Genomic DNA, 13,403 nt, shown 5'->3' with positions numbered 1-13,403 from the left:
TCATCGAGAAAACACGGAGTTTCCCATCATGACGCAGGTCCCAGCATTCGCCGTGGTCTCCGGCGCCCAGGTCCACGAGGCGGTCGCCGGGCGCGAGGAGGAGGTCACCCGGATGGTCGAGGCGGCCTACCGGCTGCACGGCGAGGGGCTGACCGTCAACCCGGACTCCTACTTCCTGCGCTTCCCGGACCGCCCGTCCGACCGGATCATCGCCCTGCCCGCCTCGGTCAAGGGCGGCGTCGGCGTGCACGGCATCAAGTGGATCTCCAGCTTCCCCGGCAACGTCGCCAACGGCATCCCGCGCGCGTCGGCCGTGCTCATCCTGAACGACGCGGAGACCGGCTACCCGTTCGCCTGCCTGGAGAGCTCGATCATCTCCGCGGCCCGCACCGCCGCGTCCGCCGCCCTCGCCGCCGCCGCCCTCGCCGACGCCCGCGGCGCCCGCCCCCGCCGGGTCGGCTTCATCGGCGTCGGGCTCATCGCCCGCTACCTCCACACCTACCTGGCGGGCAACGGCTTCGCGTTCGACGAGCTCGGCGTCCACGACCTCTCCCGCGAGCACGCCGAGGGCTTCAAGGGGTACCTGGAGCGGACGGAGAAGGGCGAGGTCGTGATCCACGACTCGGCGGAGTCGCTGATCCGCTCGTCCGACCTGATCGTCTTCGCGACCGTCGCCGGCGAGCCGCACGTCCACGACCCGGCCTGGTTCGAGCACGGCCCCCTCGTCCTGCACGTGTCGCTGCGGGACCTCTCCCCCGAGATCATCCTGTCGTCCTACAACGTGGTGGACGACGTCGAGCACTGCATGAAGGCCAGCACGTCCCCGCACCTGGCCGAGCAGAAGGCCGGCAACCGCGACTTCGTCGCCGGCACCCTGTACGACGTCCTGACGGGCAAGACGGCGCCGCCGGCCGGCAAGCCGGTGGTCTTCTCCCCGTTCGGCCTCGGCGTCCTGGACCTGGCGGTGGCGAAGTACGTGTACGAGCAGGTCGCGGCGTCGGGCGCGCTGCACACCGTCCCCGGCTTCTTCCACGAGCTGAAGCGCTACGGGTGACGCCGCGCGGAACGCGTCCGGCCGCCCGCCGCCGGCCGGCGGTCCGGCGGTCCGGCGGTCCGGCGGTCAGAGCCCGATCTCGGCCTTGGCGCCCATGTAGGAACCGGCGCCGGGCCATCCGGCGCGGGCCAGCTCCGCGAACCGCTCGGAGAACCCGAGGCGCGGCAGCTCGGCGAACTCGACGAACCGCACGCCGCGGATCGGCCAGGTGTCCAGGCCGGCCGCGATGTCGCCGGCCGTCCCGCCCACGCGCCTCGCCTCGAAGGTGACGTGCAGGACGTGGGGGCCTCCGTCCGGCAGGTGGTCGCAGACGTACAGGAGCCGTCCGACCTCCACGGCGAGGCCGGTCTCCTCGCGCATCTCCCGGACCAGCGCGCCGGCCAGGGGCTCCCCCTCCTCGACCTTCCCGCCGGGCAGCGACCACGACCGCCCGCCGCCGGTGTCCTGGTCGAGGAGCAGGACGCGCCCGTCCTCGACGACCACTCCCGTGACGCGTACCAGCATTCGCGCAACCTACCGGTCAGGCGGCCCGCATCGCGGGCCCGATCCCGTGGGCCGGGGGCCGTCAGACCTCGATGACGACCTTGCCGGAGACGCCCTTGCGCTTGGCCTCGAACGCTTCGCGGGTCTCGGCCAGCGGGTAGACGGCGCCGACGTGGGCGCGGAGGCGGCCCGATGCGGCCAGCTTCGCGAGTTCGGCGAGCTGGTCGCGGTCGGGCTCGACGATGAAGAAGACGGCGCGTCCCCCCGCGGGCTCGACCGGCGGCGGAGCGGTGATCGAGACCAGCGCGCCGCCGGGCTTGACCGCGCCCGCGGAGCGGGCGAGCAGGTCGCCGCCGATGGTGTCGAAGACGAGGTCGACGGGCTCGACGGCGTCCTCGAACCGCTGCCGCTCCAGGTCGATGAAGGCGTGCGCCCCCATCTCGGCCGCGACCCCGGCGGCGTGGGCCCGGCCGGTGGCGATGACGTGCGCGCCGGCGTCGCGCGCCAGCTGGACGGCCAGGCCGCCCGTGCCGCCGCCACCGCCGTGCACGACGACGGTCTGCCCGGATTCGAGCCCGCCGTGGACGAAGAGCCCCTGCCAGGCGGTGAGCCCGGCGATCGGCAGCGCCGCCGCCGCGGTGAACTCCAGCGGGTCGGGCAGCCGGGCGAGGTTGCGCGCCTCGACCGCGACGTACTCGGCCGCCGCGCCGTCGCGGTGCCAGTCGGCCAGGCCGAACACGCGGTCGCCGACGGCCGGCCCCGTGGTCCCGTACGCGACCTCGGCGACCACCCCGGCGACGTCGTGCGCCGGGATCGACGGCGTCCGGTCGCGTCCGGCCCGGTCCACCCAGGTGCCCGGCCAGTCGAGCTCGTCCGGCACCAGCCCCGCCGCGTGCACGCGCACGACGACGTCGCCCGTGGCCGGACCCGGTCGCGGCGCGTCCTCGACGACGAGCCCTTCGCTCCCGCCGCGCCGGTGAATGCGCACAGCCCTCATGGTCATCCCCTTCCCTCCGTAGGACGTCTTCCCCGAGACCTCCGATTCGATCACGACGGCCGCCGGTATCGGGGACGTTGCGGCCCGGGACAGATAGAACGGGGCTGAGTGGGCACGGTTCGTTCATGGATGAGCGTGATGCCAGGCGCGGAGACGTCCAGGGGCTCTCCGACTTCGAGCTGGTCGTGTACGAGACCGTGGCGGAGATCGACAAGGAGCGCGGCGCGGCCGACTTCGAGACGATCGAGGCGCTCGTCGAGGCGCCCGAAGAGGATCTGTGGGCGGCGCTCGGGCATCTGGTGTCGATCAACCACCTGCGTTCGACCGGCGAGGGGTACGTGCTCGGGCCGCACGACTGGGCGCCCTGACCGTCCCGGTGGATGGGAACGCCGGTGGGACGGGCGCCCCGGCGCGCGGCACGATGGCCCGGTAAGCCGGGACACGTGTGGGAGGCCGCCGGAATGAAGCTCGTCGTCACCGAGGAACAGCGGGAGCTGCGCGACGCGCTGCGGCGCTTCTTCGCCGACCGGTCCCCCGCCGCCGAGGTGCGGCGGCTCATGGAGACCGCGGAGGGCTACGACCCCAAGATGTGGGCGCAGATGGCCGAGCAGCTCGGGCTGCAGGGCCTCGCCATCGCCGAGGAGCACGGCGGCGCCGGGTTCGGCGTGCGGGAGCTCGCGGTCGTGTTCGAGGAGATGGGACGGGCCGCCGTGTGCGCCCCCTTCCTCGCGACGATCACGGCGGCGGCGGCGCTGGAGGCCGGTGAGGGCGGGCACGACCTGCTGCCCGGGATCGCCGACGGCTCGGTCATCGCGACGCTGGCGGTGGCCGAGGACGGCGGGTCCTGGGAGCCCGGCGACGTCCGGGCCGTGTTCGAGGACGGTGTGCTCCGGGGCGGGAAGAGCTTCGTCTTGGACGGGCACATCGCCGATCTCGTCCTCGTCGCGGCGCGGGGCGAGGACGGCGTCGGCGTCTACGCCGTGGAGGAGGCGTCGCGGCTTACCCGGAGCCTCATGCCGACGCTCGACCAGACGCGGAAGCTGGCGCGGGTCGAGTTCGACGGCGTCCCGGCACGGCGGGTCGGCGGCGCGGACGCCCTCCGGCGCGCGCTCGACGTCGCGGCCGTGGCGCTGGCCGCCGAGCAGCTCGGGGGCGCGCAGCGGACCCTGGACATGACCGTCGAGTACGCGAAGGTGCGGCACCAGTTCGGGCGGCCGATCGGGTCGTTCCAGGCGATCAAGCACCGGTGCGCGGACATGTTCGTGCTGGTGGAGTCGGCCCGGTCGGCGGTGCTGAACGCGGCGGGCGCGGCCGACGAGAGCCCCGGGGAGCTGCCGGCCGCCGCCGCGCTGGCGAAGGCGTACTGCTCGGACGCCTTCTTCCACACGGCGGGCGAGGCCATCCAGCTGCACGGCGGCATCGGGTTCACTTGGGAGCACGACGCCCACCTGTACTTCAAGCGCGCCCAGGGGTCGCGCCAGCTGTTCGGCGCCCCGGACCGGCACCGGGAGCGGCTGGCCGCGCTCGCCGGGCTCACGGATGCAGCCGGAGCCCCTTGAGAACCTTGTCGACGCCGTTGCGCGGCCCGTGGACGGCGAACCCGACCAGGGGCATCTCCTCGGCCGCGACCGCCCGGACGGTCTCGCGGTTCGCCTCGTCGTGGCCGGTCTTGAACATGTCCTCGATGTAGACGGCGATGTCCATCCCGCGGGCCAGGGCCCGGCCGTGGGCGGTCATGATCGCGTCCGCGCCGGCCTCGTAGACCAGGACGGGCTGCCGGAACATCGCCAGGTAGGCGTTGCCGGACGCGTCCTCGTACGGCTCGCCGATGATGCCGGGCACGCCGCCCGCGACGGCCCCGGCGAGGAACGCGGTCACGTTGAGCCGCTGCCACGCGGCAAGGTCGTCCCGGACGACGATCCCGATCTTGGTGTCGAAACGCATGCCGGGAAGGGTGCCGCGCGGGACGGCCGCCCGTCTTGAACGCTCGTGCGCCAGACTGGACCCGTGGACTGGAGCCGGTACTGGCGGTCGCCCGACCGCCCCCTGGAGGCGATGCACGCGCACTTCGAGCGGCACGCCTACCACCGGCACAGCCACGAGACGTACTCGTTCGGCGTCACCGAGGACGGCTACCAGGCGTTCCGCTGCCGGGGCGGCGCCCACACCAGCGCGGCCGGGACGGTCATCGCGTTCAACCCCGACGACCCGCACGACGGGCACGCGGCCGACGAGCTGGGGTTCACCTACCGGATCGTGCACATCGGCCCGGAGCTGGTGTCGGGCGTGCTGGCCGACATCGCCGGCCGCCCGGCCGGGCTCCCGCTGTTCGACTCACCCACCGTCGACGACCCCGTCCTGGCGCGCAACCTGCGCGGGCTGCACGCGGCGCTCCTCGGCGGCGCGCCGGCGCTCCGCCGGGACGAGCTGCTGACCGCGACGGTCGGCGCGCTGGTCGACCGGGCCTCCACCCGGCGTCTGCACAGGTCAGGGGCGGGTGGCGCCGTCGAGCGGGCCAGACGCCGGCTGGAGGAGTCCTCCCTGGGCGACGTCGGCGCCGACGAGCTGGCGGCGGCGGCGGGGTGCAGCCGGTTCGCCCTCTACCGGGGGTTCCGGCGCGCGTACGGGATGGCGCCGAGCGACTACCAGCGCCAGCTCCGGCTGCGCGCGGCCCGCCGCATGCTCGCCCGGGGCGACGCGATCGGGGACGTCGCGGCGGCCACCGGCTTCGCCGACCAGAGCCATCTGACGCGCTGGTTCGTCCGCTGCTACGGGATGACGCCGGGCCGCTTCCAGGGGGCCGGTTAAGGAAGAATGCCCGTCATGAGACGGGCGAGCGGGGCGATGTTCGGGCTGGCGTACGGCGACTCCCTCGGGGCGCCGACCGAGTTCCTCACGATGAAGCAGATCCACCGGAGGTTCGGCGACCGCGGGCCGGCGCGGCTCGACGGCGACCCGGCGCTCGTCACCGACGACACGCAGATGGCGATCGCGGTCGGGCTCGCGCTCCTGGACGCCCTGGACAACCCGCCGTTCACCCCCGACCTGATCACGCCGATGTGGCGGCGGCGCTTCGTCGACTGGCTGAACAGCCCGGACAACAACCGGGCACCGGGCAACACCTGCCTGCGCGCGTGCCGGGGCCTGGCCGCGGGAAAGCCCTGGGTGGACGCCACCGTGGCGGGCTCCAAGGGGTGCGGCGCGAACATGCGGGTGGCGCCGGTCGGGCTCGCGCCCGGTCTCACCGACGACACCAGGGCGGGCGCGGCGCAGCTCCAGGCCGCTCTCACCCACGGCCATCCGACCGGGCTGGCCGCCAGCGAGCTGACCGCGTTCGCCGTCCGGTGGCTGGCCGACGGCATGGACCCCGCCGACCTGCCCGGGGCCCTGCGCGCCCGCTGCCACGAGCAGCGCACCGTGTACCACGGGCGCTGGCTCGGCGACCTGTGGCGGCGGCCCGGCATGGACGCCGAGGAGACGTTCATCGCGCGCGGCTGGGACGAGTGCCTGGCCGCGCTCGACCGCCTGGACGAGGCCGTCCGGCGCGGCGACCGCGCGGCGGACCCCTGCGAGAGCACCGGCGCGGGCTGGGTGGCCGAGGAGGCCCTCGCGACCGGCCTGCTCTGCTTCCTGCTGTTCCCGGACGAGCCGGTCGAGGCGATCCGGCGCGGCGCCGCCAGCTCCGGCGACTCCGACTCGATCGCCTGCCTGGCGGGCGCGTTCGCGGGCGCCCGGCTCGGCATGGACGCCTGGCCGGCCGAGTGGTCCGCCCGCATCGAGTACGCCGGCGACCTGGAGACCATCGGCCGGGCCTGGGACTGACCTCCGAGAGCACCGCTCTTGACGCGCGCCCACCCGAAGGCTAATTTCATTAGCTATAGAGCTACTGAAGTTTAGGAGTGCGCGATGAGCGAGACCCGGTTCCTCGACCTGCCCGGCGGGCGGCTCGCCTACGACGACACCGGCGACGGCCCCCTGGTCGTCTGCCTCCCCTCAATGCTCGACCTCCGGTCCCAGTACCGGTTCCTGCGGCCCCTGCTACTGGAGGCCGGGTACCGGGTCGTGACCGTCGACCAGCGCGGCATGGGCGAGAGCAGCGCGCGCTGGCCCGAGTACGGCAGCACGCCGCTGGCCCGCGACCTGCTGGCGCTGCTGCGGCACCTGGACGCCGGGCCCGCCCTGGTCTACGGCTGCTCGAACGGCGCGGCGGCCGCCGTCTGGGTCGCGGCCGAGGCGCCCGAGCTGATCGAGGGCCTCGTGCTGGCGGCGCCCTTCGTCCGGGACGGCAAGGGCGGGTTCGCGCAGAAGCTGACCATGGCCCTGATGCGGGTCCCCGGACTGGCCCTGCCGCTCTACATGTCCTACTACCCGAAGTGGGAGCCGAAGCCCCCGGCCGACTTCGCCGAGCACAAGGCGAAGCTGAAGGCCGGCTTCAAGGAGCCGGGCCGCAGCAAGGTCATCGCCGACTACCTGAGCATGTCGCACGCCGAGGCCGAGGCGCGGCTCGACCGGGTCCAGGCGCCCGTGCTCGTCATCATGGGGACGGGCGACATCGACTGGCCCGACCCGGCCGCCGAGGCCGCGTGGGTCGCGCGGAAGCTGGACGGGCAGGTCGTCCTCCTGGACGGCGCCGGCCACCACCCGCACGTCGAGTTCCCCGAGCGGGTCGCCGAAGCGGTCACGGCCTTCCAGCGATCCCTCTGAACCGCCTCTTTCCGGGGGATCGTCTCGCGCGCCCGAGCCCGGCGCGCCCCGCGCGGGCGTCAGGACGCCGTCCAGCCCGTCCATGAGTCGATGGCGATCGCGATGACCGGGCCTTCGGGCGGGTGCTCGCGGTACTGGGCGTAGCGGGCGGCGAGGAGGCCGATGGGCCCGGCCATCCGCGCGGGGTCGTCGACGACGGCCGCGCGGCCGTCCACGCGGACCCACCACAGGCGGGACCAGTCGTCCTCGTAGTGGTCGGCGAGCAGCGCGACGCGCGGGTTGGCGCGGACGTCGGCCAGCCGGCGGAGGCCCCGGGTGCTCTTGGGCTTGTGGTCGACGGCCGTGTAGACGCTGCCCCGGTGGACGGCGAACGTCACGGGGACGAGGTGCGGCCGCCCGTCCTCCCCCACGGTCGCCAGGCGCAGGACCGGAACCTCCGCCAGGAGGCGGCGGGCGTCGTCCGGCGCGAGCTTCGGCACCCCCTCACCCTGCCACGTTCAGTCCTGGAAGTCCGGCGGCCGGTGCTCCTTGCGGGCCCTGATCGCCTCCTCGAAGTTGTGCGTGGTGAGGCGGACGTAGAGCTGGGCGAGCCCCTCCTGGCCCATGTGCGCCTCAAGGCTCGCGGCGTCCAGGCCGGACCACAGCATCCGCTTGGTCAGCTCGACGCCGGGGCGGCTGAACGCGGCGATCCGCTCGGCCAGGTCGTAGCCGGCGTCGAGGAGCTCGTCGGACGGGACGACCCGCGAGAGCAGCCCGATGCGCTCCGCCTCGGCCGCGTCGACGTCGCGGCCGGACAGCATCAGCTCGAAGGCGCGGGACGAGCCGATCGCGCGCGGCAGCAGGTAGCTGAGGCCCAGTTCGCTCGCCGTCAGCCCGTTGTTGATGCCCGCCGCGCGGAACAGGGCGGTCTCGGCGCCGAGCCGGATGTCGGCGGCCAGCGCCAGGCAGAGCCCGCCGCCGATCGCCGGGCCGTTGACCGCCGCGATGACCGGCTGGTGGACGCGCCGCATCGCGCGGACCACGTCGTCCAGCAGCTCCATGGAGCGCAGCGCGATGGTCGGAAGCGTCAGGCCGTCGATGCCGGGGATGTGGCCGGGGTTCTCCAGGTCGGCGCCGGAGCAGAAGCCGCGCCCGGCGCCGGTGACGACGACGGCGCGGGTGTCGTTGTCGCGGCTCACCTCTTCGAGCGCCTCGCGGAACGGCACCATCACGTCGAACGCCATCGCGTTCATCCGCTCGGGCCGGTTGAGCGTGATGAGGGTGACGTGCGGGCGCGGCTTGTCGATCAGGACGAAGGGCAACGCGGGCCTCCCGAAGTGAACCTAACAAGCGTTAGGTTATACACGCGGGAAGTCCGGGGGCGCGAGGCCGCGCTCGACCACCCTCGCCAGCTCCTCGTCGGTCAGGACGCGCGGCTCGCCGATCGCCCTGGCCCGCACGTAGACGCCGCACAGCCACTCCAGCAGGCGCGCGTTCTCGAACGCCTCGTCCAGGTCGCGGCCGATCGCGACGCCGCCGTGGTTGGCCATCAGCGCGGCGCGCTTCCCGCCGGCCATGGCCGCCCGGACGTTCTCCGCCAGCTCGGGCGTCCCGTAGGTGGCGTACTCGGCGACCTTCACCACGCCGCCCAGCAGCAGCGTGTTGTAGTGGATCGGCGGCAGCTCGCGCATGGTCGTCGCCACGACGGCGCCGTAGGTCGAGTGCGTGTGGACGATCGCCGCCGCCGGCGTCGCGCCGTAGAGCGCGAGATGCATCGGCGTCTCGGACGAGGGGGCCCGATCCCCCTCGACGAGCTGCGAGGAGAGGTTCACGACCGGGCAGTCGGCGGGCTCCATGCGGTCCAGCATCATGCCGCCGGGCGTGACGGCGACGAGGTCGCCGGACCGGACGCTGACGTTGCCCGACGCGCCCGTCACGAGGCCGGCGCCGGCCAGCCGCCGGCCGATGGCGCACAGCTCCCGCCGTTCATCCTGCAACAACATGCGAATACCTCTCACGTTCCACGGTCTCCACCGCGTACGCTACGGCCCTGACGATCATTAAGGGGCCTGTCATGACCGTTGTCACTCTCGGTGCGCACATCCTCGACGTGCTCGCCCGCCCCGTGGAGGGCATCCCGGACGGCCAGGACACCGTCGTCGTGGAGCAGATCCGGGTCACCGCCGCGGGCGCCGCCGCCGGGACCGCGGTGGCGCTCGCCCGGCTCGGCAACGACGTCATCTCGGTCGGCGCGATCGGGGACGACGACCTCGGCGACCTGCTGGCCACGATCATGAGGCGCAACGGCGTGGACGTGACCGGCCTCGTCCGGCGCACCGCCGACCAGACGAGCGCGTCGATCCTGCCGATCCGGCCGGACGGCGGGCGGCCCAGCTTCCACGTCCCCGGCGCCAACCTGACCCTCACCACCGGCGCGGTCGGCCCCGGCCTGCTCGGCGCGGCGAGCGTCGTGCACCTCGGCGGGCCGGACGTCACGTTCGGGCTCAACGACCCGGCGTTCTTCGAGATGCTCGCCGCCGCCCGCCGGTCCGGCACCGTCGTGACGATGGACCTCCTGTCCACCATGCCCGACCTGCTGGCCGGCGCCGCCGCCTTCCTCCCCCACGTCGACCACTTCCTGCCGAACGAGGAGCAGGCCGCCGCCATGACCGGGGAGAGCGACCCGGAGAAGGCCGCGCGGGCGCTGCTCGGCCCGGGGCCGGGCACGGTGATCGTCACGCTCGGCGCGGAGGGCAGCCTCGTCGCGACCGGCGAGGACGTCCACCGGCTGCCCGCACTGCCGGTCGAGGTCGTCGACACGACCGGCTGCGGCGACGCGTACTGCGCCGGGTTCATCACCGGGCTGGAGCACGGCCGCGACGTCCTGGAGGCGGCCCGCTGGGGCACCGCCGCGGCGGCGACCGTCGCCCAGGGGCTCGGCTCCGACGCCTGCCTCACCGACCTGGACGCGGCCCTCGCCCTGCTGGCCTGAGTCAGATCTTCTGCTCGCGGCCCTCCCAGTACGGCTCGCGCAGGAGCCGCTTGTAGAGCTTGCCGGTCGGGGTCCGCGGCATCTCCGCGACGAAGTCGATCGAGCGGGGCGCCTTGTAGCCCGCCAGCGACGCGCGGACGTGCTCGATCAGCTCGCCCGCGAGGCCGTCGGACGGCGCGAACCCGTCGGACGGCTCGACGGCCGCCTTCACCTGCTCGCCGAACTCCTCGTCCGGGATGCCGAACACCGCCACGTCCCGGACGGCCGGGTGCGTGATGAGCACGCCCTCGATCTCCGCCGGGTAGATGTTCACCCCGCCGCTGATGATCATGTCGATGACGCGGTCGGCGAGGAACAGGTAGCCGTCCTCGTCCAGGTAGCCGACGTCGCCGGTGGTGAACAGGCCGTCCGCGCGGTGCACCGAGCGGGTCTTCTCCTCGTCGCCCCAGTACTCGACGTCGTCGCCGCTCGTGTAGCGGAAGAAGATCTGGCCGCGCTCGCCGGGCGCGGCGGGCTCGCCGTCCTCGCGCACGATGTGGACCTCGGTCGTCGGCAGCGGGCGGCCGACGCTCCCGGGCTTGCGCAGCCACTCCTCCGCCGTGATGACGCTGTTCACCGACGCCTCGGTCGAGCCGTAGTACTCGTGCACGATCGGGCCGAACCAGTCGATCATCCGCCGCTTCACCTCGGGCGAGCAGGGCGCGGCGCCGTGCCACACGACCGCGAGGCTGGAGCCGCCGAACGCGGCGCGGGTCTCCTCGTCCAGCCGCAGCAGCCGGACGAACTGGGTCGGGACGAGATGGACGTTCGTGATCGCGTGCTCGTCGATGAGCCGGAGCGTCTCGGCCGGGTCGAAGTCCCGCCGGATCACCACGGACCGCCCCCTGAGCAGGAACATCAGCGACCACAGCCACTGCGCCGAGTGGTAGACCGGGCCGACGAGCAGCGACCGCCCGCCCTCCGGGATGCGCAGGATCTCCGCGAACACGTCGCCGACGAGGCTCGCCGTCTCGATCGGGGCGCCGGCGCCGAGCTGCTTGCGGCTGACGCCCTTCGGCCGCCCGGTGGTGCCCGAGGTGTAGAACATCGGGAAGCCCATCACCGGGTCGGCGATCTCCCCGTCCGCGCCGGTCGCGAGGAACTCCTCGTAGGGGGTGAAGCCCTCGATCCCGTCGCCGAACGCCACGCGGGCCGCCAGGTCCAGGCCCTCGGACGCCTCGCGTGCGACGCCGCCGAACGCGTCCTCGGAGAACAGGACCCGGGCGCCCGCGTCCGTCAGCACGTAGCGCAGCTCGTCGGCCGTCCAGTGCCAGTTCACCAGCACGTACCGCAGGCCGATGTGCCCGGCCGCGCACATCAGCTCGAAGTACTCGCGCCGGTTGCCGGAGTGGATCGCGATCGCGTCGCCGGTGGCCAGCCCCAGCCCGCGCAGCGCGTCCGCCAGCCGGCCGGCCCTGGCGTCCAGCTCCCGCCAGGAGATGCTGCCCCGCTCGTCGGTGACCGCGGGTTCGTCCGGCTTCGCGTCGGCGTACGGGCGGAGCAGAGCGGCCATCGGCCACCTCCTGGGCGCGGCAGTGTCCTGGCTTGCGACTCTAGGACCGCCGCGCCCGGAAGGCCAGGTCAGAAAGCGGGCTGCCCGGCCGGGACTCCGTAGAGGACGGCGTCGGCCGCGCGGGCGAGCTGCTCCAGGCGGAAGACCTCCGTGCGGTGGAACGGCGGCGCGCCCGTCCGGGCCGCGACCAGCGCGACGGCCCCCATGGCCAGCGGGCAGACCGCGTACTGGGTGCCGTCCCGGGCGGTGAACGCGTGCGGCCGCAGCGGCAGCAGGCCCGGCAGGTCGGCGCCCGACACGCCGCCGACGCTGGCGTGCACGAGGAGCGCGCCCTCCTCGCCCATCGGCTCGGCGAGGCCGGCCCAGTCGGCGCTCAGCAGCGCCGGGACCGCGTCGGCCAGGATCTCCATGCCGCGCTCCGGGCAGCCCCCGACCTGGCCGATCACCTCCGCGTCCGGGAACGCCCCCTGCGGCTCCGCGGTCGGCCAGATCCCGACGACGTCCACGCCCTGGACGGCGCCGAGGCCGTCCATCAGCCGCTCGATGCCGGCGCCGGGCGGCCACGCGACGGTGAAGTCGTCCAGCGCCCGGCCGTTCCCCCGCTCCAGCACCGCCATCTGCACCACGTCGGCGCCCGCCGCGCCCAGGGTGCGGGCCACCTGCCCGAGCGATCCGGGACGGTCCGGCAGCCGGACGCGTATCCGCAGCAACATCGGCACCTCCAGTGTCCGTGCGATGTCCCCAGCCTGCGGGATGACCGTTTCCATGGTGTTACCCGGACGTGTCCTCCGGAGAAAACGAAGCCGCAAGTCGGTGCTGGAATGACGGGTACGGGTCAAACTAGAGTCCAGACAAGGTCATCATCGGGCCTGTCGTCCGCCTGCCGTCCAGCATTGAGGTAACCGCACGTGTCGAGGGACGGGGAACCCCCAGTCAACGAGGACTCCGGAGCCGAGCCGGAACCGGCCTCCGCCGGGGGCGGGGCCGCCGCGGACGAAGGGGCCGCCGGCGAGGCCGCCGGCGGCGCGGCGTTCCGCGCCGACGTCCGGGACGCCCTCGCGGGGCTGGCGGCGCGGCTCGACCGCGAGCACGAGCGGGCGGCGCACCGCGAGGCCGTCATCGACCGGCTGCACGAGGAGAACCAGCGGCTGCGGCGCGGGGAGCTCCAGGGGATGCTGGAGCCCGTCCGCACCGCGCTGTACCGGCTGCACGACCAGGCGCGCCGCGAGTCCGACCGGCTCGCCGCGCCCGACCTGGCCGAACCGCCCGACCCGCGGCAGACCGCGATGCTGCTCGCGGCGCTCGCCGACGACGTCGCGGACGCCCTCGCCCGGCTCGGCGTGGAGAGGTTCACGGTCGAGCCCGGCTCGCCCTACGACGCGTCCCGGCACCGCCCGGTCGCCGTCACGCCCGTGGCCGACCCGCTGCGCGACGGCACCGTCACCGCCGTCCAGTCCGACGGGTTCGAGCAGAGCGGCAAGGTGCTGCGCAAGGCGGCGGTCAGCGTCGGGAGGCTCGACGAGGGCGCGGGCGGCGCGGACGCGGATGGATTCGAGCCCGCCGTCAAGGCCGGCTCAAGTCGCCACGGCGGGACGGGACGTGGCGGGACGATGAACTCAGGACTCGGGACCGACAGGTGAGA

General features: G+C 74.0%; 16 protein-coding genes. 8 read left to right on the top strand and 8 right to left on the bottom strand.

The features are described 5' to 3' along the window. Positions 1–28 precede the first annotated feature (28 nt). The gene (gene sbnB / locus SM611_RS08850; protein WP_371948643.1) at positions 29–1,054 is read left to right on the top strand and encodes a 2,3-diaminopropionate biosynthesis protein SbnB; all 1,026 of its coding nucleotides are present in this window, start codon (positions 29–31) and stop codon (positions 1,052–1,054) included. 66 nt (positions 1,055–1,120) lie between these two features. On the opposite strand, the gene SM611_RS08845 is transcribed toward sbnB, so the two are convergent. Continuing rightward, positions 1,121–1,558 carry an NUDIX domain-containing protein gene (locus tag SM611_RS08845; RefSeq protein WP_371948641.1) on the bottom strand — a complete coding sequence of 146 codons (438 nt, stop codon included), beginning with the start codon at positions 1,556–1,558 and terminating at the stop codon, positions 1,121–1,123. 61 nt (positions 1,559–1,619) lie between these two features. Further along, a complete protein-coding gene (locus SM611_RS08840) occupies positions 1,620–2,534 on the bottom strand; it encodes an NADP-dependent oxidoreductase (RefSeq protein WP_371948640.1) in 915 nt (304 codons plus the stop codon). A 125-nt stretch (positions 2,535–2,659) separates the two neighbouring features. Here SM611_RS08840 and SM611_RS08835 point away from each other — a divergent pair, with 125 nt between their 5' ends. Beyond that, entirely contained in the window at positions 2,660–2,902 is a 243-nt protein-coding gene (locus SM611_RS08835; RefSeq protein ID WP_371948639.1) for a hypothetical protein, read from the top strand. A gap of 93 nt (positions 2,903–2,995) precedes the next feature. After that, entirely contained in the window at positions 2,996–4,093 is a 1,098-nt protein-coding gene (locus SM611_RS08830; protein ID WP_371948638.1) for an acyl-CoA dehydrogenase family protein, read from the top strand. Here SM611_RS08830 and SM611_RS08825 read toward each other — a convergent pair. Continuing rightward, the gene (locus tag SM611_RS08825) at positions 4,068–4,478 is read right to left on the bottom strand and encodes a DUF2000 family protein (protein ID WP_371948637.1); all 411 of its coding nucleotides are present in this window, start codon (positions 4,476–4,478) and stop codon (positions 4,068–4,070) included. The two genes, SM611_RS08830 and SM611_RS08825, sit on opposite strands and share 26 nt — an antisense overlap. A gap of 63 nt (positions 4,479–4,541) precedes the next feature. Between SM611_RS08825 and SM611_RS08820 the strand changes: the two genes are divergently transcribed. The 3 genes from SM611_RS08820 to SM611_RS08810 all read left to right on the top strand — a co-directional run bounded on the left by SM611_RS08820 (position 4,542) and on the right by SM611_RS08810 (position 7,238). Beyond that, the gene (locus SM611_RS08820; protein WP_371948636.1) at positions 4,542–5,342 is read left to right on the top strand and encodes an AraC family transcriptional regulator; all 801 of its coding nucleotides are present in this window, start codon (positions 4,542–4,544) and stop codon (positions 5,340–5,342) included. A gap of 15 nt (positions 5,343–5,357) precedes the next feature. Then, positions 5,358–6,356 carry an ADP-ribosylglycohydrolase family protein gene (locus SM611_RS08815; protein WP_371948635.1) on the top strand — a complete coding sequence of 333 codons (999 nt, stop codon included), beginning with the start codon at positions 5,358–5,360 and terminating at the stop codon, positions 6,354–6,356. 84 nt (positions 6,357–6,440) lie between these two features. Next, complete coding sequence (locus tag SM611_RS08810) at positions 6,441–7,238, top strand: alpha/beta fold hydrolase (protein WP_371948633.1); 798 nt, start codon at positions 6,441–6,443, stop codon at positions 7,236–7,238. A gap of 59 nt (positions 7,239–7,297) precedes the next feature. On the opposite strand, the gene SM611_RS08805 is transcribed toward SM611_RS08810, so the two are convergent. The 3 genes from SM611_RS08805 to SM611_RS08795 are packed head-to-tail and all read right to left on the bottom strand — an operon-like array spanning position 7,298 to position 9,220. Continuing rightward, a complete protein-coding gene (locus SM611_RS08805; RefSeq protein ID WP_371948632.1) occupies positions 7,298–7,717 on the bottom strand; it encodes a TIGR03668 family PPOX class F420-dependent oxidoreductase in 420 nt (139 codons plus the stop codon). Between the two features lie 18 nt (positions 7,718–7,735). After that, complete coding sequence (locus tag SM611_RS08800) at positions 7,736–8,539, bottom strand: enoyl-CoA hydratase (protein WP_371948630.1); 804 nt, start codon at positions 8,537–8,539, stop codon at positions 7,736–7,738. A 36-nt stretch (positions 8,540–8,575) separates the two neighbouring features. Continuing rightward, on the bottom strand, positions 8,576–9,220 hold the full coding sequence (locus SM611_RS08795; RefSeq protein ID WP_371948628.1) for a class II aldolase/adducin family protein: 645 nt from the start codon (positions 9,218–9,220) through the stop codon (positions 8,576–8,578). Positions 9,221–9,291: 71 nt separating this feature from the next. Here SM611_RS08795 and SM611_RS08790 point away from each other — a divergent pair, with 71 nt between their 5' ends. Then, positions 9,292–10,209 carry a carbohydrate kinase family protein gene (locus SM611_RS08790; protein WP_371948627.1) on the top strand — a complete coding sequence of 306 codons (918 nt, stop codon included), beginning with the start codon at positions 9,292–9,294 and terminating at the stop codon, positions 10,207–10,209. A 1-nt stretch (position 10,210) separates the two neighbouring features. Here SM611_RS08790 and SM611_RS08785 read toward each other — a convergent pair whose 3' ends face one another. Together SM611_RS08785 and SM611_RS08780 are read right to left on the bottom strand one after the other, a co-directional pair. Continuing rightward, positions 10,211–11,761 (bottom strand): AMP-binding protein, encoded by a 1,551-nt coding sequence (locus SM611_RS08785; protein ID WP_371948626.1) that lies wholly within the window; start codon positions 11,759–11,761, stop codon positions 10,211–10,213. A 68-nt stretch (positions 11,762–11,829) separates the two neighbouring features. Continuing rightward, positions 11,830–12,528 carry an ACT domain-containing protein gene (locus SM611_RS08780; protein ID WP_371948625.1) on the bottom strand — a complete coding sequence of 233 codons (699 nt, stop codon included), beginning with the start codon at positions 12,526–12,528 and terminating at the stop codon, positions 11,830–11,832. A 141-nt stretch (positions 12,529–12,669) separates the two neighbouring features. On the opposite strand from SM611_RS08780, the gene grpE reads away from it, so the two are divergent. Further along, complete coding sequence (gene grpE, locus SM611_RS08775) at positions 12,670–13,401, top strand: nucleotide exchange factor GrpE (RefSeq protein ID WP_371948623.1); 732 nt, start codon at positions 12,670–12,672, stop codon at positions 13,399–13,401. Positions 13,402–13,403 lie beyond the last annotated feature (2 nt).

This window comes from Actinomadura monticuli (assembly GCF_041463655.1).
Lineage (GTDB): Bacteria > Actinomycetota > Actinomycetes > Streptosporangiales > Streptosporangiaceae > Spirillospora > Spirillospora monticuli.
Note: the sequence above shows the minus strand (reverse complement) of the source record. Positions and strands in the feature narration are given on the sequence as shown.

Excerpts from the sequence above, each read along its gene's own strand:
- SM611_RS08795 (WP_371948628.1), bottom strand. The coding sequence starts at position 9,220 with ATGTTGTTGCAGGATGAACGGCGGGAGCTGTGCGCCATCGGCCGGCGG.
- SM611_RS08835 (WP_371948639.1), top strand. The coding sequence starts at position 2,660 with ATGGATGAGCGTGATGCCAGGCGCGGAGACGTCCAGGGGCTCTCCGAC.
- SM611_RS08815 (WP_371948635.1), top strand. The coding sequence starts at position 5,358 with ATGAGACGGGCGAGCGGGGCGATGTTCGGGCTGGCGTACGGCGACTCC.
- SM611_RS08830 (WP_371948638.1), top strand. The coding sequence starts at position 2,996 with ATGAAGCTCGTCGTCACCGAGGAACAGCGGGAGCTGCGCGACGCGCTG.
- SM611_RS08810 (WP_371948633.1), top strand. The coding sequence starts at position 6,441 with ATGAGCGAGACCCGGTTCCTCGACCTGCCCGGCGGGCGGCTCGCCTAC.
- SM611_RS08845 (WP_371948641.1), bottom strand. The coding sequence starts at position 1,558 with ATGCTGGTACGCGTCACGGGAGTGGTCGTCGAGGACGGGCGCGTCCTG.
- SM611_RS08825 (WP_371948637.1), bottom strand. The coding sequence starts at position 4,478 with ATGCGTTTCGACACCAAGATCGGGATCGTCGTCCGGGACGACCTTGCC.
- SM611_RS08785 (WP_371948626.1), bottom strand. The coding sequence starts at position 11,761 with ATGGCCGCTCTGCTCCGCCCGTACGCCGACGCGAAGCCGGACGAACCC.
- SM611_RS08790 (WP_371948627.1), top strand. The coding sequence starts at position 9,292 with ATGACCGTTGTCACTCTCGGTGCGCACATCCTCGACGTGCTCGCCCGC.
- SM611_RS08780 (WP_371948625.1), bottom strand. The coding sequence starts at position 12,528 with ATGGAAACGGTCATCCCGCAGGCTGGGGACATCGCACGGACACTGGAG.
- SM611_RS08840 (WP_371948640.1), bottom strand. The coding sequence starts at position 2,534 with ATGAGGGCTGTGCGCATTCACCGGCGCGGCGGGAGCGAAGGGCTCGTC.
- sbnB (WP_371948643.1), top strand. The coding sequence starts at position 29 with ATGACGCAGGTCCCAGCATTCGCCGTGGTCTCCGGCGCCCAGGTCCAC.